This window comes from Nocardioides sp. Z22_16 (assembly GCF_058134365.1).
The window spans coordinates 494752-514447 of sequence record NZ_JBYTTI010000004.1 but is presented as its reverse complement, the minus strand read 5'-3'; the positions used below and the strand labels follow the sequence as shown (position 1 = coordinate 514447).

Below are 19696 nucleotides of genomic sequence, written 5' to 3'. Positions count from 1 at the left end.
CCTAGGAGGAAGTGGCATGAGCAAGACGAGAACGGCTCTGGTGACCGGGGCTGCCAGCGGATTGGGGGCGGCCACGGTGGAACGCCTCCGGAAGGAGGGGTACCGCGTGGTCACCCTCGACCTGCGCGGTGCCGACCACGAGGTCGACGTGTCCGACGAGGCCGCGGTCGCCGCGGTCGCGAAGAGAGTCGGACCGGTGGACATCCTGGTGAACTCGGCGGGGATCATGGGCGCCAGCTCACCCTTCCTCGAGGTCGGCACGGGGGAGTGGGAGAAGCTGTTCGCGGTCAACGTGCTGGGGACCGTGCACACCATGAAGGCCTTCATCCCGGCCATGCGCGACCGCGGGTGGGGGCGCGTGGTGAACATCGCGAGCATGGCCGGCAAGGACGGTCAGCCGACCCTCGCGCCCTACTCCGCCTCGAAGGGCGCCGTCATCGCGCTCACGAAGGCGGTGGGCAAGGAGCTCGCCACCTCAGGGGTGCTGGTGAACGCCGTGGCGCCCGCACTCATCTCGACCGGCATGAACGTGGAGTCACCTCCTGAGGTGCTGCGCCGGATCGTCGAGACCATTCCGATGGGGCGTGCGGGGCGGCCCGAGGAGGCGGCGGAGCTCATCGCCTTCCTCTGCTCGGAGAGCGTCTCCTTCTCCACCGGCGCCGTCTACGACCTCAGCGGCGGCCGCGCCACGTACTGACCGACCGACCTCGACCGCCGACCAGATGAGGGAAGAACAGATGCGACAGATCACGACACGAACCCAGGCCGGCCGGGCGAGGGCTCGCGGCTACGCCTTCGCGGCCTCCGGCTCCGTGCTGGGGATGCTCCTTGCCGGATGCGGCGGTTCGTCCGAGGCCGGTGGGACGGGGGAGTCCGTGCCCGCGGGGGCCTCGAAGGAGGCGTTCGTCGAGGCCCTGGCGGACATGGAACCGGTCGAGCTGAGGATCAGCTCCAACCAGCCCCCGAACCGGTCCCACTCAGTGGCGGTGGAGAACTACGTCGAAGCGGTCGAGGACTGGTCGGGTGGGAAGATCACCTTCGAGGTGAGCTATTCCGGTGCCGTGGCACCCATCACGGAGGTGGCGCAGGCGATGGAGGACGGGCTCCTCGACATGGGGGTCTGGAGCTACGGCGCGGTGCTGGACTCCTTCCCGGTCGCCGCGGCGACGCAGGAGACGTTCTTCCTTCACGAGCCGTCCCCGGTCGCGGGAAGCCTGGAGCTCCTGAGCTCCGCGGTCGCGCTCTCCGCGCGCGACGACCTGCGTGCGGAGCACGAGGAGCGGGGGCTGAAGCCGTTGCTCCCCCTGCTCCCGGAGATCAGTCCAGTGATCCTGTGCAAGGACGAGCCGGTCACGTCCACCTCGGACGCCGACGGCAGGACGATCCGCGCGTCGGGCGGGTCCGGCGCGGCCGACGAGGTCAAGGCGCTCGGGTTCACCCCTGTGGACGTGCCGTTCGGGGAGGCGTACGACGCGATGCAGCGTGGCGTGACGGACTGCGACGCGACACCGATCGTCGGGCAGCTCGTGGCCGGCCTCCTCGAGGTCGGCGACCACCTGACCTTCAGCGACACCGCATCCCTGACGGCGGCTCCGGCTGCCTTCGACATGAGCCTGGAGACGTGGGAGAGCCTGCCGCTGGCGGCCCAGCAGCTGCTGGTCGACCGGCTCGAGGACTTCCTGGTCGGCTACAGCGGTGAGACCCAGTTCCGGGCGGCCGCCGAGGCCCTCACCGTCGCGCAGGAGGAGGGCGTGGAGCTCCACCTCTGGGAGACGGACGACCTCGGGGCGCTGCGAGACCACCAGGAGGCCAAGCTGGCCGACATCGCACAGCGCTCGTCGGCCGGGGTCGATGGTCAGGCGTTGGTCGACGACGCTCGACAGGCCCTCGACACGTGGCGCGGAGTCATCGAGGAGCTGGGCTACTCCCAGGACGTGACCTGGGACGAGTTCCCTGCGTGGGTCGAGAGCGAGATGCCTGATCTCGAGCCGTTCTTCGATCGCGTGGCTCAGGACGTGCTGGCCGCCCACCGGCCTGAGTAGCGACCCAACCACCCGACGAAGGGACACGAGATGAGTTCAGAGCAGCGTCAGTCGACCACCCCGGACGCCGGGGTCGCAGGCAGCGTCCTGTCCGAGCTGGTGGCGAAGCAGGAGCTGTACGAGAACATCGCCCTCTACTGCCGCGGCCAGGACCGCAAGGACCTCAACCTGATGAAGTCCACCTTCTGGCCGGAGGCGACGGACAACCACGGGGCGTTCGTCGGATCGGCCCACGAGTTCTGCGAATGGGCCCACCGGAACCAGAAGACGTCCCGACACCGCTCCCACCACTACATCACCAATGTCCTGGTGGAGCTGGACGGAGAGCAGGCCAAGCGCGAGACCGCCTTCACCTTCGTGATGGTGACCCGCGGCGGGACGACGAAGATCCTGGGTGGTCGCTACCGGGACCTGTGTGAACGTCGCGGTGGGGAGTGGAAGGTGCTGCGGAGGCTGGTGATCCACGACCACGTCGCAGAGTTCCCCTCGTCCGACGACTACGACGGGATCCTTGGCGGGATGCCGGAGAGCGCGCCTCGCGGGGGCCTGTACCCGGACGACCCGATCTACGACACCGCGTGGTGATCTGACGCGCACCGGGGTCGGCGCCGTCTGGAGGGAGGCGACCCTTGACAGAAAGAATAGTTAGTTGTCTAGTTAGTCTTGGCGCCGGCCCATCTGACGACGATGAGCCGGAAGATGGCGAGAGGAAACCTTGATGAGCTTGAACGCCTGTGTCGTGGGTGTGGGTACCAGCGACGTGATCGGCCCCGATGCGGCCCGCAGCCCGCTGCGGCTGCAGTTCGAGTCGTTCCGGTCCGCCCTCGGTGACGCGAACCTGACCAAGGCCGACGTCGATGGCCTGGTCACCAACTGGGGTGCCTGGCGCGGCGTCGACTACGACGAGTTCGTCGTGGCGGCGGGACTGGACCTGTCCTGGGTCAGCCAGCTGTGGACGCACGGACGCTGGACCGCCACGGCGGTCCAGCAGGCTGCGATGGCTGTGACGACGGGCGTGGCCGAGGTCGTTGCCGTGGTCAACAGCTTCACGACCGGGACCGGCTACTACCGCCACCTGCCGCAGATGGCGACCTCGCTGGGCGCCGTGGACGAGGCGTTCCGCGACGGCGGCGGCCCGTACGCCAACTGGACGGTGCACGGCTCTCCCGGCGCCAGCGCCGGTGCCGCGCTGGCGCTCCAGCAGTACATGGACCGCTACGGAGCGACCGTCGAGGACATGGCGGAGGTCCCCGTGGCCCTGCGTCGCTTCGCGCGGGACAACCCGAAGGCGCTGCTGCGTGACAGGGAGCTCACCGTCGAGCAGTACCTGGCGGAGCCGGAGCTGATCGGGTCGCTTCGCGAGTCCGACATCTGCCAGATGGTCGAGGGATCCACCTGCCTGCTGGTCACGACGCCGGAGCGGGCGGCCGACCTGGGACGCCCGATGGTGCACCTCACCGGGGTGCAGGGGATCCAGTCCTCGCGCGACGGCTACGCCTTCTTCTCCCGGCCCGGCATGGGTGCTGGTGTGAGCCGAAGGTACGACTACGTCGCGCCCGACACCTTCCCCGCGTTCAGGATGGCAGGAATCACCCGCGACGACGTCGACGGCCTCTACACCTACGACCCGTACTCGCAGATGATCTGGATGGCGCTGGAGCGCTGGGGCTATTGCGGCGCCGGCGAGGCCGCCGCCTACGTCCGCGAGAAGGGGATCGGGCTCGACTCGCCCCTGCCGATGAACACCTCGGGGGGAAGCCTGGCCGAGGGGCACATGTACGGCTACGGGCACATGATCGAGATGGTCAGGCAGCTGCGCGGCGAGGCCGGCGCACGCCAGATCCAGGACGCGAAGGTCCTCCAGTGGGGGGCCGCCTGGGGCGACGCCCTGGTGTTCACGAACGAGAGGACGAACTGAGATGGCTGACGTCGAGAGCATCGCTGAGGTGCCCGTCCTGGAGCGCGTGACCGCGGCTCCGGGCAGCGCACCGAACGTCCACCCCGACACCGCCGGCTTCTGGGAGTCGCTGCAGGGCGGTCACCTCTCCCTCCAGCGGTGCGGCGAGTGCCAGACTCTCCGGTTCCCGCTCTCGACGCACTGCCACGAGTGCCTGAGCGACGACTACGCGTGGGAGCCCATCGAGCCGCGAGGCACCGTGGACGTGGCAGTGCGGGCCCACGAGTCGATCGGGAAGCTCCCCGCCAGCGGCGTGAGCCTGCCCGAGCCCTGGCGGCGGATGACGCCGTACCTGACGGGCTCGGTGGAGATGGAGGCCGGCGTGCGCCTCCCCGGCCGGATCATCTGCCGGTGCAACGAGGCGTTGACGCCCGGTACGCCGGTCCGGGCCGTCCTGCTGGACGCGCTCGACGGAGCGACTGTGTACGGATTCGTCCATGACTGTGAATGACGAGAGCAAGGAGTTCGTGATGGACGCCAGTGGCGTGTCGGGGTCGGGTGGGTTCTCGATCGGTATCGACGTGGGCGGGACGTTCACCGACCTCGCCTGCGGTGACGGGGAGTCCTTGTGGCGCGCGAAGTCGCCGACGGACCCCGCCAACTTCGGTCGTGGTGTCCTGGGCGCCTGTCGACTGGTGGCGGAGCAGGTCGGGCTGCCCCTGGACGAGTTCCTCGCCCGGGTGGAGCGGTTCGGCCTCGGGACCACCGCGGTGACCAACGCCCTGGTCGAGAAGCAGGGAGTCCCCGCGGGGCTGCTCACGACGGTGGGGTTCGAGGACACCATCTCGATGGCGCGGTCCCGGCGGGTCTCGATCGACGGCTGGCTGGTCCCGCCGTGGAGCCCGATCGAGCGGTCGGCCGTGGTCGGCATCGAGGAACGGACCGATCGCCACGGGGACGTGCTCGTCCCGGTGGACCTCGAGGCCGTGCGTGCCGCGGTCACGGATCTTGTGGAGAACCACCAGATCGAGGCCCTCGCCGTCTCCTTCCTGTGGTCGTTCAAGAACCCGCAGAACGAGCTCGCGGTCGTGGAGTTCGTCCGCCGCGAGTTCCCAGACCTGCCCGTGTTCAGCGGCGTGGAGCTGCACCCGAGCATCCGGGAGTACGAGCGCAGCCTGGTGGCGGTGCTCAACGCCGTCATCAGCAAGGCCCTGGACGGGATCGAGGCCCTGGCGCACGAGCTGGCCGACTCCGGCCTGCGGGTGCCGCTGCTGCTGCTGCAGACCAGCGGCGGCACGGTGACCCTCGCGGAGGCGCGTCGCTCGCCGGTCGTGCTGGTCGCCTCCGGTCCCGCGGCCGGGGTGATGGCCGCCGCCGAGGTGTGCGCCGACGAAGGCATCACCGAGGCGATCTGCGGTGACATGGGCGGCACCAGCTTCGACCTCGCCGTGATCACCGGTGGTCAGCCGCAGCGCTCCGAGCGCGGCGAGCTGCACGGGATGATCCTCGCGCAGCCCCGGGTGGACACCCTCTCGATCGGGTCCGGCGGCGGGTCCATCGCCTGGGTCGACGGTCGCGGTCTGCTGCGGGTGGGACCGCGCTCGGCGCGGGCGAAGCCCGGACCGGCCTGCTACGGCAACGGCGGCACCGACGCGACGATCACCGACGCGCTCGTCGTCCTGGGATACATCGACCCCACCAGCTTCGTGGGCGGGACCCTGGACCGCGACGCGGCCCTGAAGGCCTGCGCGACGCTGGGGGAGAAGCTGGGCCTCTCCGCGGAGGAGACCGCCTGGGGCATTCGCGAGATCGCCCTGGCCGAGATGGTCAAGGCGACCCGGCTGCACGCGGGGTCCAGCGGCCTCGACCCCCGTGGGCTGTCCCTGATCTCCTACGGCGGCAGCGGTGGCCTGTTCACCGGGAGCATCGCGCTGCAGACCAACATCCCGCAGGTCATCGTGCCCCCCGCGGCCTCGGTGCTGTCGGCGTTCGGCGCGGCCTCGGCCGACGTCCGGCGTCAACGGATCAAGTCCGCGGACGTGCTGCTGGAGCGCGCTGACACCGAGGAGATCGCCTCGGAGCTGAAGCGCCTCGGTGACGCGGTGTTCGAGGACGTCGGTGGTGACGGCGTGCCGGAGGAGGACCGCGCGGTCTCCTTCGACGTGGGCGTCCGGTTCTTCCGGCAGACCTCGGAGGTCTCGGTGCCGGTGGACGGGACGACGTTCGACGTCGAGACCATCCGGAAGGTCTTCCTCGAGCAGTACGGCGCCCGCTACGGCGTGGGCGCGATCGGCCGCAACGCCCAGCTGGAGGTCACCTTCCTGCGGGCCGTCGCGACCGGGCGGTTGCCCCGGGCCACCTTCCCGCGCGACGCCGCGACCTCCCGCGGTGGTGCCCCGGAAGCGTCGTCGTACCGCACGGTCTACCTCGACCGTGACGGTGGCGAGCAGATCCCGTGCTACCGGACCCCCTCCCTGGTGCCCGGCGACCGGATCCAGGGCCCGGCCCTGGCCGACGACGTCGACACCACCGTGTTCGTCCCCCGCGGCGCGACGCTCACGGTGAGCGAGCGCCGCTCCCTGCGACTGGAAGTGAACTCCGATGTCTCTTGACAACATTGCACTCGAGGTCCTGCGGCACCAGCTCGACGCCTTCTGCGGTGAGGGTGCTGCGACCATCCAGCGCACAGCGGTGAGCCCGCTCGTGGTGGAGGGAGGCGACTACTCCTGCACCCTGCTCGACGCCCGGGGCGGCCTCGTGACCGGCGGCGGGCACATCGCGAACCACTTCTTCGCAGCCACCAACGCCGTCGCCGGCGTCTTCATCGAGCACGGCGACGACATCGAGGACGGGGACGTCTTCTTCGCCAACGACCCGCACCGTGGTGGTGGGCTGCACGCCCAGGACGCCTTCATCATGAAGCCGGTCTTCGCCCGCGGTCAGCTGGTCGCGTGGCTGGCGAACTCCGCGCACCTGGTCGACGTCGGCGGCATGCAGCCCGGCTCGTTCGCCCCTGGTGCCACGGACTGCTTCCAGGAGGCCATGCGACTGCCCGCGGTCAAGCTGCTGGCGGCCGGTGTGGAACGCCGCGACACGTGGAACATCCTGCTGAACAACGTGCGGATGGCCGACCTGGTCGAGATGGACATCCGCGGCCTGGTCGCCGGGGTCGACGTCGGTGCGGCCAAGCTCAAGGAGCTGGCGGAGCAGATGGGCCCCGAGGCGCTTCGCGACGGCTTCGACCAGCTCAACCGGCGCACGGAGGAGGCCCTGCGCGCGGAGCTCGACCTGCTCGAGGACGGCGTCTACCGGTCCACCGGCTGGGCCGAGTGGAACGAGGAGCGCTTCCCGATCCCCTGCACGACCACCGTGCAGGAAGGCTCGATCCGGTTCGACTTCACCGGCACCGCCCCCCAGACGGACCACTTCTTCAACTCGAAGGCGTACATCGTCAAGGGCAAGATCGGCGTCGAGCTGCAGCGACTGATCGGCCGTGACCTGCCCCTGAACCAGGGGTTCTACGACGCGATCGAGGTGCACTGCCCGGAGGGCAGCCTGCTGAACTGCCTGCACCCTGCTCCCGTGGGTGCCGCACACATGCCCGCCTCGCACGACGCCAGCGAAGCCGCACTCCGGACGTTCCACGCCGCTGTGGCGGCGTCGCCGGACAGCCCGAGCAGGGAGTTCCTGTCCAGCTCGCAGACGATGTCGGCGAACTCCGTGGTGACCTTCTCGGGGAAGGTCGACTCCGGACGCACCGACTCCTGGATCATGGTGGACGGGTCGGGCAACGGCTCGCCGGCCGGGCACGATCGGGACGGCACCGACTTCAACTTCAACCTCGTCGGTCGCAAGTCCCCGATCCAGGCCAACGACGTGGAGGTCAGCGAGTCCTGGTACCCGATCCGGTTCCTGTACCGGCGCCGCTCGACGGACGCCTCCGGCGCCGGTCAGTTCCGCGGTGGCCGTGGGGTGGACCTGGAGTTCGCCATCGCTGGTTCGCCGCTCGTCACCGGCGCGACGATCGGCGGGCACGGCTACGTGCCGATGGCCGGCAGCGCGGGCGGGGCGCCCGGCCGTCCCGCGACTCTCGAGCTGCACCACCCGGACGGCACGGTCACGCCGATCGGCAGCAACGAGCAGGGTTTCACCATCCCGGAGGGGCACAGCTACTCCGTGAGGGCCGCCGGAGGCGGTGGGTGGGGTGACCCGCTGGACCGCGAGGTGTCTGCCGTCCTCGAGGACGTCGAGGCGGGACTCATCACCCCCGAGGACGCGCTGGACGTCTACGGCGTCGACGTCACCGACGGGACGACCGATTACCGACAGGTGCTCCTGAGCCAGCGACTGGCCCACGCCCGCCCCGCCGCGGTGCCGCCGGTCCCGGTGGACCCCGAGGAGCTCATGCGCACGCCCGCGCTCCCCATCGCGCCCGGCGTGGAGCAGCGCGGCCGCGTCGCGGTCAGCACCCGCTCCCAGGCCGTCCTGGCCCACGCACCCGACCACTGGACCGAGGGGTGCCCGGTGCTGGTCACCACGGTCACCGAGGGCGTCGAGACCCGCCAGTACCTCGACCCGGCCACGGGCCACGCGCTGCACACGGAGGTGGCGCTGGCCGGACACGCCCGGAGCTTCGAGTCCAGTCCTCGGCGCTGGGTCAGCGTCGACTGACCGGCTCCGGCACGTATCCCGAGACACCCACCGAACGCTCAAGGAGAACCATGGACAAGAAGGTCATCGTCGTCGGGGGAGCCAGCGGCCTAGGCGCAGCCTGCGTCCGCTCGCTCGCTGGAGCAGGAGCCTCCGTGGTCTCCCTGGACGTCGCGGAGGAGCTTGGGCAGCAGGTCGCGCAGGAGACCGGACAGCGGTTCCTGACCTGTGACGTCACGAATCGTGATGAGGTCTTCTCGGTGGTGGACGAGGCCGCCAGTGGGCTCGGCGGTCTGGACGCACTCGTGCACGCCGCCGGCGCGTTCGCCCAGGGCCCAGCCGAGGATCTCAGCGACGAGGACTGGGACAAGGTGATGAACGTCAATGCCCGCGGCACCATGCTGACCAACCGCGCCGCCCTTCCGCACCTGCAGAAGGGGGAGCGGAGCAGCATCACCAACTTCGCCTCCTCGGCGGCCCTGACGGCGCTCCCGGACCGTGCTGCCTACGCCGCCTCCAAGGGTGCGGTGATGGCGTGGACGCGGACCATCGCGGTGGAGTGGGCGCGCTTCGGCATCCGCGCGAACGTGCTGCACCCCACCGCGTCGACGCCCATGGTGGACGAGTACCGCCGCAACCTGACCGAGGAGGAGCGGGTCGTCTACTTCGAGAGGCTGCGGGAGCGAGTGCCGCTCGGCGGCGAGTTCGGGGACCCCGACGTCGACATCGCGCCCGTCATCACGTTCCTCGTCAGCGACGGTGCCCGCTTCATGACGGGGCAGAACATCTGCGTCAACGGCGGCTTCTACATCTGAGTGTCCGCAAGCCGCGGGTGCTGGGGGAGGTGACCACCGGTCGTCGTCGACCGGGTCGACATGAAGCTGGGAATCTATCTCGACCTGCGGGGCTCCGAGGAGGAGCCGTGGGCCTCCGTCTACGAGCGGGCACTGGCTCTGTGCGAGCGTGTCGACGAGACGGAGGCATCCTCGGTCTGGCTGTCGGAGCACCACGGCTATCCGGACGGCTACCTTCCTCAGCCGCTCACCTTCGCGGCCGCCGTCGCAGCACGCACCCGGCGCGTGCGCATCGGTACGGCGGTCCTGCTGGCGCTGCTGCGGCATCCGCAGCAGGTGGCTGAGGAAGCCGCCGTCGTCGACAACCTCAGCGCCGGGCGGCTCGACCTCGGACTCGGGGGAGGGTCGCGTGCCGCGGAGTTCGCCATGTTCGGGATGTCGCCGCCGACGGCGCCGCTACGTTCACTCTTCGCGGCCAGGGACGCGATCGGCTCCGCCCTCTCCTCGGGTCGTGTGACACCACCTCCGGTCCAACGCGAGGTCCCCTTGTGGCTCGGCTGCGGGGGCCCGGTGGGTGTCCGTCGTGCTGGACGGGAGGGGTCTCCTCTCCTCAGCGTCAGGCGAGACCTCTGGGAGCACTACCGTGCGGGCCTCGTCGAGGGAGGGCACGACGTCGAGCGGGTCGGACGGATGTCCGGCGCCGTGAACGTCTTCCTCACCGATGCGCCCGCGCGTGATCGAGACGTCGTGGCTCAGGCCTACCAGCGTCTCTGGGACACCTACGACGCGGCCCAGCCAGGCCCCGACCGCGCCCCACGCTCAACGTCGACCGACGTCGAGGCAGCGTTGGCTGCTGGCCTGGGCGGCGCTTCCCGCGGACTCGTCATCGCTAGCGCGGAGGAAGCCGCTGAGCTGCTGACCGACCACTTCCGCGCCATGCCGGTGGAGACCGTCTTCACGTGGGCCTCGCTCTTGGGGTTGCCCCACGAGCTGGCCGACCGGCACGTGGACCTCTGGACCCGGGAGCTGCCCGGCCTCATGCGCGAACTGGAGGCGTGAGTCCGTCGCGTCGATCCCGCAGCACACCGCACGCCGGTCCATCGAGGTCCCCCCGCCCAGCCCACGAGGCCCATGTGCTGTCTGTTCGAGTCTGATCGGGCGCATTGTCTGGCCGGGGGGCAGGTCAAAAGCCCCGGTGACTGGGGCCGGCTTCCCTCGTGTGGCCGGTGAAGACCTTGGCCTGGCGTCGGACGGTGACGATGCCGCGGAGGAAGTCGATGCCCGCCCCGCGGGCCACCTGGTGCGTCCACCCGTGGGGGCTAACATTCACATGCGTGTCATGCAGGCGAAAAGGGGTAGGGATGCGGATCGGCGAGTTGGCCAAGCGGACCGGCGTTCCGCCGCGGCTGCTTCGGTACTACGAGGAGCAGGGCTTGATCGCGCCGCATCGCCTTCAGAACGGGTACCGCGAGTACGACGAGTACCTTGTCGAACGCGTGATGAAGGTGCGCGGACTGCTCGACTCCGGCATCCCGACGCGCATCATCGGCGACATGCTTCCGTGCCTCGACCAGCCGAAAGGGATCGTCGTCGCCGAGCCGGATCCGGCGCTGCGCGAACTCCTGGTCCGTGAGCGCGAGCGGATGTCGGAGCGCATCACGTTCCTCGAACAGAACCGCGATGCACTTAGCCGCTACCTCGAGGCGATGGACCGCGGCACCAGTCGAGGACCCGGGGCAGCCCCGTAGGTGATCGGACGGAGACGTGCTCGCAGGGCGTTGCAGCGATCCCGACTTGACCTTCACATTGATGTGAAGGTTGGACCATGGGTGCCACCCCGTCCAGCACCCAAAGAAAGAGAATGACATGACGAAACTTGGAATCATCGGCAGCGGCGCGATCGGCGCCGGGATCGCGCGCCTCGCGGTCGCCGCAGGACATCAGGTCCTGCTGGCGAACTCCCGCGGTCCCGAGTCGCTGGCCGACCTCGTCGGCGAACTCGGTCACGGCGCGCGGGCGGGCGAGGCCGCCGAGGCGGCGGAGTTCGGCGAGATCGTCGTCCTTGCCGTCCCGTTGCTGGCCTACGACGCCCTCCCGGTCGAGGCGCTCGCCGGGAAGATCGTGCTGTCGACGGGCAACTACTACCCCTCGCGTGACGGTCGCATCCAGGTCCTCGACTCCGGGACCGTGACCACGGCCGAGTACGAGTCGACGCTGCTGCGGGGAGCCGTGATCAACAAGGCGTTCAACAACATCGTTGCCCACCACATCCCCACGCTGGCACGCCCCGCGGGCGCACCCGACCGCTCCGGCCTCGCTGTCGCCGGCGATGACGCCGACGCCAAGCGGGCGGTGTCTGCTCTGGTTGACAGCCTTGGCTTCGACCCGGTCGATGCCGGCAGCCTGGCCGAGTCGTGGCGCTTCGAGCCCGAGTCAGGCGCGTACACGACCGTCTACGTCGCTGATCTCGACCTCTTCGCCCAGGATTGGCTGGCGGACCAAGGAGCGCCCCTTCCAGCGCAGCGGCTTCGCGAGCACCTGGCGGCCTCGCACCGCCCCGACGTGGCTGGACGCGCCTTTTGACCACCCCCACCACGCGACAGATGCGAGACGCCCTGGCCGCAATCCCCTCGGTGTCCCTCGACCCGCAGCTGGTGTCGGTGAGCGTGGCGCGCTGGCACCGCGTCCACGGCGTCCACGTCCTCACTCAGCTCCCGGTGCTGAGCCTGGACCGGGACGTGACGCAGCCACCGCTCGTCATCCACGACCGCAGCTCTCGACGGATTGCGGCGTGACACCACCCTGCCTCCCTCGACAAGGACACCCATGACCGACCGCACGATGATCCTCGGCATGCACCTGGGAACCGGCTATGGCTCCCAAAGCCTGGCCTGGCGCGCCGCCGGCGTCGACCCCGCCAACTACACCAGCATCGACGCCCAAGTGCGCTACGCCCAGGCGGCCGAGCGCGGGAGCTTCGCCTTCCTGTTCCTCCCGGACTCCCTCGCCATCACCCGCGGCATCGAGCGCGAGGTGCCTCAGGCCACCCTCGACCCGATGCTCACATTGGCCGCGATCGCTCGCGCCACCGAACGAATCGGCCTTGTCGCCACCGGCTCCACGACCTTCAACGAGCCGTACAACATCGCCCGCCAGTTCAAGGCGCTCGACGTCATGAGCCACGGCCGCGCCGGGTGGAACGCCGTCACCACCAGCGACCCCACAGCGGCCGCCAACTTCGGACAGACGATCGCCGAGCGTCCCGAACGTTACGCACGCGCCCACGAGACCATCCAGGTCGTCCAAGCTCTCTGGGGCAGCTGGCAGGAGGACGCCTGGGTCAAGGACCCACAGACCGGAGTCTTCGTCGACACCGACAAGGTCCAGCCCGTGAATTTGCGTGGCACCTACGTCGCCTCCCGCGGACCGCTGCCCATCCCGCCGTCCGAACAGGGGCAGCCGGTCATCTTCTCCGCCGGTGGCGGCGAGTACGGCCTGACCATCGCCGGACACTATGCCAACGGCGTCATCGGGGCCGCCTTCACCATCGACGACGCCCGCGCCCAGCGTGAAGCCGCCCGGAAGGCCGCACGCGAGGCGGGCCGCAACCCCGACGACATCAAGTACTTCGCCGGAGTCATGCCAGCCCTCGGCCGCACAGTCCAAGACGCGGTGGAACGTCGCATCGCCCTGAACCATGATCTCCTCGCGAGCCGTCTCCCGCACCTCGGCGCGATGCTGAATCTCTCTCTCGACGAGAGTTCGCTGGACGACCCGCTCACCCTCACTCAGCTGAGCGCCGCACGCCCCAGCCCCTTCGACCCCAGGTCAGCCAAGGCGCTCCAAGTCGCTCGCCAGGGCTGGACGCTGCGCGAGATCCTCGCCCACGGCGTGGTCGACTACCACCCGACACCGATCGGGCCCCCCACGGTCATCGCCGACCACCTCCAGGAGTGGTTCGAGGCCGACGCCGTCGACGGTTTCTGGGTCTCACCCGACGTCAATGAGACCGACATCGACACCTTCGTCAACGAGGTCATCCCCATCCTCCGAGACCGCGGCCTGTACCCCCACGACTACAACGGAACGACGCTGCGCGAACACCTCAACGTGCCCTACCAGTACGGCCTCGACCCCCGCACCCCCGTGGTCGGACGCTGACGAAAGCACACGAGCCGCCATCGACAGTGTGATGGCGGCTCGTGCGGACTCCCTGCGGACTGAGAAGGGGGGGCCACCTTCGTAGGTCAGCGGGGGTGTCGGGTCCAGATGCTCCGCGGCGGCCTCAGTGGGCGGCCAGCACCTCGTCGACGGGGGGTTGATGCGCCGTCTTGGGTCCGCGGATCAGAGCGAAGGAGGTGACGGCACCCAGCGTCATCACCCAGGCCGCGGCGAAGAAGACGTCGCCGTAGGCGCCGGCCAGCGCGGGCAGCTTGTCCGCCCCCTGAGTGAGCGACTCTGCCAACGAAGAGGTGTAGAGCGCGGTGAAGACGGCTACCGCGATCGAGCCGCCGACGTGCATGGAGGCGTTGGCCAGCGCGGACGCGACCCCGGCATCGTGCGGGTCGACCCCGGCCAGGGCGAGGTTCTGCAGGGGCACGAAGATCAGGGAGAAACCGAGCCCCATCACGACCAGGCCGGGAAGCACCTCGGACCAGTAGCTTCCCTCGGCGGTGACGCCGCTGAGGAAGAAGAGTCCGGCCGCGGTGAGGAGGGGACCAACGGTGAGCACCGGCCGGGGGCCGAAGGTGGTGAAGAGCTTGGTGGAAACCGGGGCCGTCGCCATGATGACCACGGTCATCGCGACGTTTCCGAAGCCGGCGGCCAGCGGGCTCATCCCGAGGACGATCTGGAAGTGGAAGGTGAGGTACAGCATCGCGCCGACCATGACGACGCCCACCACGGCCTGAAGCAGGAAGGCTCCGCCGCGCACCCGGTCGCGGATCACGCGCAGGGGCAGTAGCGGGTGCGAGGTGCGGCCCTGCCACCACACGAAGACGCCCATCAGGATGGCGCCGGCGGTCAGGAAGCCGATCGTGTCGGGCTCGCCCCAGCCGTGCTCGGCCCGCGCGAAGCCGTAGATCAGGGCGCCGAGGGAGAGTGCGACGGTGAGGGTGCCGAGGATGTCGTAGCGGGTGTCGCCCTCGGCCTTGCTCTCGGTGAGCAGGGTCTTGCCGCCGATCAGCCCTGCGATGACGAAGAAGAGGTTCACCAGGAGGCACCAGCGCCAGTCGGCGTATTGAGTCAGCACGCCGCCGAGCAGGAAGCCGAAGGCAGCGCCGGTGCCGGCGATGATGCCGAAGACAGCAAAGGCCACGTCGCGGTCACGGCCGCTGGGGAACAGCACGGCCACCATCGCCAGGGCGGCGGGAGCCAGCAGCGCCGCGAACACGCCCTGGAGTCCGCGTGCGGCGATGAGCTCGCCGCCTGACTGCGCGAGTCCGCCCCACGCCGAGGCGGCGCCGAAACCGACCATGCCGACCATGAAGGTGCGCTTGCGGCCCCAGTAGTCGGCGATCCGGCCGCCGAGCAGGAGCAGGGCGGAGAAGGTGACGGCGTAGGCGGTGACGACCCACTGACGCTGCCCGTCCGCGATGTCGAGGTCGGCCTGCGCGGCCGGCAGGGCGATGGCAACGATGGTGCCGTCGAGGACCACCATCAGCTGGGTGAGGCCGAGGACGACGAGTGCCCACCAGCGAGTGCGGGGGGACGGCAAGACCGAGGACATACCGGAAGCTCCAGAGGTTTCGAGACTGATTCTGGAGGTTTTCAGCCTCGGACCGCCGGCGCAGAAGCGCACGTTCGCCTCACCCGGTCCGTGCCGGGTCAGGGCGCAAAACTATCGCATCCAGCCACGGCTCTCTGCTCCGGTGCGCCCGTGAGGTACGCAACACCACAGCGGCGAGGCACTGGAGTTCGTCGCGGCCCCGAGCACGACCGTGCTGCGAGGGCGTTCCCTACAGGTGCAGCTGGACTACTCGTCTACGGCTTCGCATGCCCAGGGCGCAGGTTGGTCCAGCCGGTCCAGCCGCGCTCCTCGAGCCGACGCAGGATCCGGTGCGCGCCTGGGACCGAGTTCAGGAACACAGCGTCCAGCAACGCTGCCAAGTCATCGGGCAGCCCGTCTTGCTCCCACGCCGCCCCCGGCATGGCCTCGAACTCCGCAGCGAGCCGGTCGGCGACCTCCTCCAGACGCGGGTCCTGGGCAGACCACGTCGTGACTTCGGCGAGATCCCGGTAGAGGTTGCGCACGCGGGGGTCATCAAGCTCCTGGTTCTTCATCTCCATGTAGAACGGCATCCGGTCCGGCAGCTGTGCGGCCACGAGGACCCAGGCGTCGCGCTCGCCCTCGACCATCTTCTCGGGTACGCCGACCTCGCGCAGCCGGTCGAGGTAGGTGACCGCCTCCGGCGGGAGCGCCAGGCTGTCGCCGGCGGCGAGAAGCGCGATCCGTCGCCGGTGCTGCTGGCGGTCCTTGATCTCCGCGCGCAGCCGGCCGTCGATCTCGTGGACCGCCGTGGCGAAGGAGTCGTCGTCGGCGGCCAACAGTTCCTGCACGCGCGACAGCGGGACTCCTGCCCCGGCGAGCGTCCGGATCCGGATCAGCTCGACGACGGCGGCAGCGTCGTACCGCCGGTAGCCGGAGTGGTCGCGCTCAGGCTCCGCCATCAGCCCGGTGGCGTGGTAGTGGCGGACCGCGCGCACGGTCACTCCGGCGTAGGTCGCGAGCTGGCTGATGGTCAGCATGCAGTCATTCTCCGCTTGTAGCTACGCATTGCCAGTGCGTAGCCGAGGACCAGCAGGCCGGCGCACCACGCCAGCGCGGTCCAGGCGTCGGTCCCCAGCGGCTGCTCGGCGTAGAGATTGCGGAGCGTGTCGACGAGTGAGGTCACGGGTTGGTGCTCGGCGAACCAGCGCACCGGCCCGGGCATGCCCTCGGTCGGCACGAAGGCGGAGCTGAGGAAGGGCAGGAACAGCAGTGGGTAGGCGAACCCTCCTGCACCGTCAGCTGACTTGGCGCTCAAGCCGGCGATGACCGCGAGCCAGGTGAGTGCCAGTGTGAAGAGCACCATGAAGCTGATCACCGCGAGCCAGGCGAGTGGACCGGCGCTGGACCGGAAACCCATCAGCAGGGCGACCAGTACGACCAGCACGAGCGAGACCAGGTTCGCCACCAGGGAGGTGAGCACATGTGCCCACAAGGTCGCGGACCGGGCGATCGGCATCGAGTGGAACCGGTCGAAGACACCGCCCTGCAGGTCCAGGAACAGCCGGTACGACGTGTACGCGACTCCCGAGGCGACGGTGATCACCAGGATCCCGGGGAGCAGGTAGTCGACGTACTCACCGCTGCGCTCGCCGGTGTCGATCGCTCCGCCGAAGACGTAGACGAAGAGCATCAGCATGGCCACCGGCGTGAGGGCTGTGGTGACGATGGTGTCGGGGCTGCGCATGATGTGGCGCAGCGACCGCTTCGTCAGGACCACGGTGTCGCGAATCATGACGTGCTCCCCACGATGCTGAGGAAGATCTCTTCCAGGGTGGGCTGCTTCTCGACGTACTCGAGCTTCGCCGGAGGCAGGAGGGCCTTGAGCTCGGCCAACGTGCCGTCTGCGATGATCCGGCCGCCGTGGAGGATCGCGATCCGGTCGGCGAGCTGCTCGGCCTCGTCGAGGTACTGCGTCGTCAGCAGAACCGTCCTGCCCTGGCCAGCCAGCTCCCGCACCGTCTTCCAGACCTCGAGCCGCGACTGCGGGTCCAGCCCGGTCGTCGGCTCGTCGAGGAAGAGAACCCTCGGGCTTCCAACCAGGCTCATCGCGATGTCGAGCCGCCGCCGCATGCCGCCGGAGTACGTCGCCACCCGCCGCCCGCCGGCATCCCTGAGGTCAAACCTGGCCAGGAGGTCGTCAGCGATATCTCGGGGGTGGGACAGGTGCCGCAGTTCCGCGATGAGCTCGAGGTTCTCCCGGCCGGTGAGGATCTCGTCGACGGCAGCGAACTGGCCGGTCAGGCTGATCGACTCCCTCACCCTGGCCGGTGCGGTGACGACGTCGTGGCCGTCGACCGAGGCGAGGCCGCCATCCGCCAGGAGGAGAGTGGCGAGGATCCTGACGAGGGTGGTCTTGCCGGCGCCGTTGGAGCCGAGCAGGGCGTAAATGCTGCCGCGCGGCACACTCAGGTCGACACCCCGGAGCACCGCGTTGTCGCCGAAAGACCTGGTCAATCCAATGAGCTGGATGGCTGGTGTGGTGGTCATGCACGCATCGTGAGGCCCTGACGCTGCGTCAAGGTCAAGGAATGTCAGGTCCCCCCCGCACTACGCATCTCGTCCCACTGCGCTGAGCGTCGCTGACGCACAGACTGGCCGCAGCGCAGTCGACGTCGGCGGCAAGGAGACCGGCTGCGCCCGGTCGAACACGTCGGTCAGTTCCTGGTCCCACGCCGCCGGCTGACTCTCTGTCCCGTCGTCGAGTGGGTCAATGCTGGGCGAAGCGCCTAGGGGAGCCCTGCTTCGTACGCGGCGATCACGAGGTGGACCCGGTCGCGAGCGCCCATCTTCGCGAGGATGCGGCCCACGTGAGTCTTGGCGGTCAGTGGGCTGACGACCAGCTCGTCCGCGATCTCCTGGTTGCTTCGGCCCGCGGCGACCAGCCGGAGCACCTCGCGTTCGCGCGTCGTCAGGCTGGCCAGCCGCTCGGGCGCCGGCGCGTCCGGGCGACTCAGCGCACGGGTGATGACCGCCCTGGTCGCGCCGGGCGACAGCAGCGCCTCGCCCGCCGCGACGGTGCGGACGGCGTCCAGCAGCGCGTCTGGACGGGTGTCCTTCGGCAGGAATCCACATGCCCCCGCGCGAAGGCCGTGCAGCACGTTGGTGTCTGTCTCGAAGGTGGTCAGGATCAGCACCTTGCTGCCGCTCGATCCATCGTCAGCGAAGATCTGCCGGGTCGCCTCGATGCCGTCGGTGCTCGGCATCCTGATGTCCATCAGGACGACGTCGGGGCGCAGGTCCAGGGTCAGCCTCACCGCCTCGTCGCCGGTGCCGGCCTCCCCGACAACCTCCATGTCATCAGCGGAGTTGACCAGCAGCGCGAACGCGCCGCGCACCAGAGTCTGGTCGTCAGCGAGCAGGACCCGGATCACGACGGCACCCGCCAGATCTCCGGCAGCGGCAGGCTGGCCCGTACCTCGAACCCTCCGGACTCGCCAGGCCCGGCGGACAGCTCGCCGCCGACGGCGTGCGCCCGGCCTGTCATCCCGACGATCCCGAAGCCGGCCGATGCCACGGTCGAGTCCGGTCGCGCGGGCCCGTGATCGACGACCGCGATCCGCAGCCGGTGGCCGTCCTGGTCGAGTCGGACGGTCGCGTGCTTGGCCGTCGAGTGTCGAATGACATTGGTCAGCGACTCCTGGATGATCCGATAGGCCACGACGGACACCGTCGACGGCAACTCGTCCGGCAGTCCGGCAGCCTCCACGTCGACCCGGACATCAGCCGCCTCGGCCATGTCCACCAGACGCTGCAACTCGCCGAGTTGGGGTACTGGCTCGGTGGGCTCGGCCTCGCCACCGTGCAGGATGTCCAGAATGGCACGCAGCTCATGGAGCGTGGCTCGGCTCGTGTCCGACAGGTTGTGCAGGGTGCTGGACAGCTCCCGCAGCGGCGCATCGGCCCGGCTCGGCAGCTGGTCGATCAGGTGCGCAGCGACTGACGCCTGGACGTTCGCGACCGCCAGACCGTGTGCCAGGACGTCGTGCAGCTCGGCGGCGATCAGTACCCGTTCTTCGGCTACCCGCCGCTCGACCTCGTCGGCACGCTCCTGTTCGAGCCGCGCGGCGACGGAGGCCTTCCAGGCTTGATGGAAGCGGACCGCGAGCCCGGCGAAGAACGCCATGAGCAGCCAGCCGACGCCGAGGAGAGCATCGCCAGGGGCCCCTGACGCCTCGTCGGCGACGACAGGCACGGTCACCGCACCCACCGCCACCAGGGCGGCGACGGCCCGCCGCTGTGGCTCGCTGTAGCGCGCCGCCGTGAACGCCGCCACAAGTGAGGCCGGCATCGTGGCCTCATGGGGATAGTCGAGGAGGTGGTACGGCGTCGACACGGCGAGGACCGCGAGCACGACGGGGATCGGCCAGCGCCGGCGGGCCAGCAACGGCGCCGACATCGCGCCCAGGAGCGCGATCGCCCGCAGATCCACGCTTCGCTCGCCGTCGAAATCGACCGCCTCGAGCGTGAACGCGAGGCCGACCCCGAGCACGAACGACCCCGCCGCCAGCAGCCCATCGGCCACTGGCGGACGGAGCACCGTCAT

19 protein-coding genes are annotated in these 19696 nt (G+C 69.6%); 13 read left to right on the top strand and 6 right to left on the bottom strand.

The window, feature by feature from the left end; translation table 11 throughout:
• Positions 1-16: 16 nt before the first annotated feature.
• The 13 genes from AC3X7R_RS14570 (at position 17) to AC3X7R_RS14510 (ending at position 13544) form a co-directional block, all read left to right on the top strand.
• Entirely contained in the window at positions 17-697 is a 681-nt protein-coding gene (locus AC3X7R_RS14570) for an SDR family NAD(P)-dependent oxidoreductase (RefSeq protein WP_489966382.1), read from the top strand.
• A gap of 40 nt (positions 698-737) precedes the next feature.
• Positions 738-2042 (top strand): TRAP transporter substrate-binding protein, encoded by a 1305-nt coding sequence (locus AC3X7R_RS14565; protein ID WP_489966381.1) that lies wholly within the window; start codon positions 738-740, stop codon positions 2040-2042.
• Between the two features lie 30 nt (positions 2043-2072).
• The gene (locus tag AC3X7R_RS14560) at positions 2073-2627 is read left to right on the top strand and encodes a nuclear transport factor 2 family protein (RefSeq protein WP_489966380.1); all 555 of its coding nucleotides are present in this window, start codon (positions 2073-2075) and stop codon (positions 2625-2627) included.
• 133 nt (positions 2628-2760) lie between these two features.
• A complete protein-coding gene (locus tag AC3X7R_RS14555; RefSeq protein ID WP_489966379.1) occupies positions 2761-3960 on the top strand; it encodes a thiolase C-terminal domain-containing protein in 1200 nt (399 codons plus the stop codon).
• 1 nt (position 3961) lies between these two features.
• A complete protein-coding gene (locus AC3X7R_RS14550; RefSeq protein ID WP_489966378.1) occupies positions 3962-4450 on the top strand; it encodes a Zn-ribbon domain-containing OB-fold protein in 489 nt (162 codons plus the stop codon).
• A complete protein-coding gene (locus AC3X7R_RS14545) occupies positions 4437-6551 on the top strand; it encodes a hydantoinase/oxoprolinase family protein (protein WP_489966377.1) in 2115 nt (704 codons plus the stop codon). Before AC3X7R_RS14550 ends, AC3X7R_RS14545 begins: the two co-directional genes overlap by 14 nt.
• The gene (locus tag AC3X7R_RS14540) at positions 6541-8610 is read left to right on the top strand and encodes a hydantoinase B/oxoprolinase family protein (protein ID WP_489966376.1); all 2070 of its coding nucleotides are present in this window, start codon (positions 6541-6543) and stop codon (positions 8608-8610) included. Before AC3X7R_RS14545 ends, AC3X7R_RS14540 begins: the two co-directional genes overlap by 11 nt.
• Positions 8611-8660: 50 nt before the next feature.
• The gene (locus tag AC3X7R_RS14535; RefSeq protein ID WP_489966375.1) at positions 8661-9404 is read left to right on the top strand and encodes an SDR family NAD(P)-dependent oxidoreductase; all 744 of its coding nucleotides are present in this window, start codon (positions 8661-8663) and stop codon (positions 9402-9404) included.
• A gap of 60 nt (positions 9405-9464) precedes the next feature.
• A complete protein-coding gene (locus AC3X7R_RS14530) occupies positions 9465-10442 on the top strand; it encodes an LLM class flavin-dependent oxidoreductase (RefSeq protein WP_489966374.1) in 978 nt (325 codons plus the stop codon).
• Between the two features lie 302 nt (positions 10443-10744).
• The gene (locus AC3X7R_RS14525) at positions 10745-11131 is read left to right on the top strand and encodes a MerR family transcriptional regulator (RefSeq protein WP_489966373.1); all 387 of its coding nucleotides are present in this window, start codon (positions 10745-10747) and stop codon (positions 11129-11131) included.
• Between the two features lie 118 nt (positions 11132-11249).
• Complete coding sequence (locus AC3X7R_RS14520) at positions 11250-11966, top strand: NADPH-dependent F420 reductase (protein ID WP_489966372.1); 717 nt, start codon at positions 11250-11252, stop codon at positions 11964-11966.
• A gap of 20 nt (positions 11967-11986) precedes the next feature.
• Positions 11987-12178, top strand: coding sequence for a hypothetical protein (locus AC3X7R_RS14515; protein ID WP_489966371.1), 192 nt, complete (start codon positions 11987-11989; stop codon positions 12176-12178).
• Between the two features lie 31 nt (positions 12179-12209).
• Positions 12210-13544 (top strand): NtaA/DmoA family FMN-dependent monooxygenase, encoded by a 1335-nt coding sequence (locus AC3X7R_RS14510; RefSeq protein WP_489966370.1) that lies wholly within the window; start codon positions 12210-12212, stop codon positions 13542-13544.
• A 124-nt stretch (positions 13545-13668) separates the two neighbouring features.
• On the opposite strand, the gene AC3X7R_RS14505 is transcribed toward AC3X7R_RS14510, so the two are convergent.
• The 6 genes from AC3X7R_RS14505 to AC3X7R_RS14480 form a co-directional block, all read right to left on the bottom strand.
• The gene (locus tag AC3X7R_RS14505) at positions 13669-15111 is read right to left on the bottom strand and encodes an MFS transporter (protein ID WP_489966369.1); all 1443 of its coding nucleotides are present in this window, start codon (positions 15109-15111) and stop codon (positions 13669-13671) included.
• 254 nt (positions 15112-15365) lie between these two features.
• Complete coding sequence (locus AC3X7R_RS14500) at positions 15366-16130, bottom strand: MerR family transcriptional regulator (RefSeq protein WP_489966368.1); 765 nt, start codon at positions 16128-16130, stop codon at positions 15366-15368.
• Positions 16124-16885 (bottom strand): ABC transporter permease, encoded by a 762-nt coding sequence (locus AC3X7R_RS14495; protein ID WP_489966367.1) that lies wholly within the window; start codon positions 16883-16885, stop codon positions 16124-16126. Before AC3X7R_RS14495 ends, AC3X7R_RS14500 begins: the two co-directional genes overlap by 7 nt.
• A complete protein-coding gene (locus AC3X7R_RS14490; RefSeq protein WP_489966366.1) occupies positions 16882-17640 on the bottom strand; it encodes an ABC transporter ATP-binding protein in 759 nt (252 codons plus the stop codon). The genes AC3X7R_RS14495 and AC3X7R_RS14490 overlap by 4 nt, the downstream gene beginning before the upstream one ends.
• Before the next feature lie 239 nt (positions 17641-17879).
• Complete coding sequence (locus tag AC3X7R_RS14485) at positions 17880-18524, bottom strand: response regulator (RefSeq protein ID WP_489966365.1); 645 nt, start codon at positions 18522-18524, stop codon at positions 17880-17882.
• Positions 18521-19696, bottom strand: a complete 1176-nt coding sequence (locus AC3X7R_RS14480; protein WP_489966364.1) for a sensor histidine kinase — start codon at positions 19694-19696, stop codon at positions 18521-18523. Before AC3X7R_RS14480 ends, AC3X7R_RS14485 begins: the two co-directional genes overlap by 4 nt.

Coding starts and splice junctions, on each gene's coding strand:
- AC3X7R_RS14505 (WP_489966369.1), bottom strand. CDS start 15,111: ATGTCCTCGGTCTTGCCGTCCCCCCGCACTCGCTGGTGGGCACTCGTC.
- AC3X7R_RS14530 (WP_489966374.1), top strand. CDS start 9,465: ATGAAGCTGGGAATCTATCTCGACCTGCGGGGCTCCGAGGAGGAGCCG.
- AC3X7R_RS14555 (WP_489966379.1), top strand. CDS start 2,761: ATGAGCTTGAACGCCTGTGTCGTGGGTGTGGGTACCAGCGACGTGATC.
- AC3X7R_RS14570 (WP_489966382.1), top strand. CDS start 17: ATGAGCAAGACGAGAACGGCTCTGGTGACCGGGGCTGCCAGCGGATTG.
- AC3X7R_RS14520 (WP_489966372.1), top strand. CDS start 11,250: ATGACGAAACTTGGAATCATCGGCAGCGGCGCGATCGGCGCCGGGATC.
- AC3X7R_RS14490 (WP_489966366.1), bottom strand. CDS start 17,640: ATGACCACCACACCAGCCATCCAGCTCATTGGATTGACCAGGTCTTTC.
- AC3X7R_RS14525 (WP_489966373.1), top strand. CDS start 10,745: ATGCGGATCGGCGAGTTGGCCAAGCGGACCGGCGTTCCGCCGCGGCTG.
- AC3X7R_RS14535 (WP_489966375.1), top strand. CDS start 8,661: ATGGACAAGAAGGTCATCGTCGTCGGGGGAGCCAGCGGCCTAGGCGCA.
- AC3X7R_RS14545 (WP_489966377.1), top strand. CDS start 4,437: ATGACTGTGAATGACGAGAGCAAGGAGTTCGTGATGGACGCCAGTGGC.
- AC3X7R_RS14510 (WP_489966370.1), top strand. CDS start 12,210: ATGACCGACCGCACGATGATCCTCGGCATGCACCTGGGAACCGGCTAT.
- AC3X7R_RS14550 (WP_489966378.1), top strand. CDS start 3,962: ATGGCTGACGTCGAGAGCATCGCTGAGGTGCCCGTCCTGGAGCGCGTG.
- AC3X7R_RS14480 (WP_489966364.1), bottom strand. CDS start 19,696: ATGACGGTGCTCCGTCCGCCAGTGGCCGATGGGCTGCTGGCGGCGGGG.
- AC3X7R_RS14560 (WP_489966380.1), top strand. CDS start 2,073: ATGAGTTCAGAGCAGCGTCAGTCGACCACCCCGGACGCCGGGGTCGCA.
- AC3X7R_RS14565 (WP_489966381.1), top strand. CDS start 738: ATGCGACAGATCACGACACGAACCCAGGCCGGCCGGGCGAGGGCTCGC.
- AC3X7R_RS14540 (WP_489966376.1), top strand. CDS start 6,541: ATGTCTCTTGACAACATTGCACTCGAGGTCCTGCGGCACCAGCTCGAC.
- AC3X7R_RS14495 (WP_489966367.1), bottom strand. CDS start 16,885: ATGATTCGCGACACCGTGGTCCTGACGAAGCGGTCGCTGCGCCACATC.
- AC3X7R_RS14500 (WP_489966368.1), bottom strand. CDS start 16,130: ATGCTGACCATCAGCCAGCTCGCGACCTACGCCGGAGTGACCGTGCGC.
- AC3X7R_RS14515 (WP_489966371.1), top strand. CDS start 11,987: ATGCGAGACGCCCTGGCCGCAATCCCCTCGGTGTCCCTCGACCCGCAG.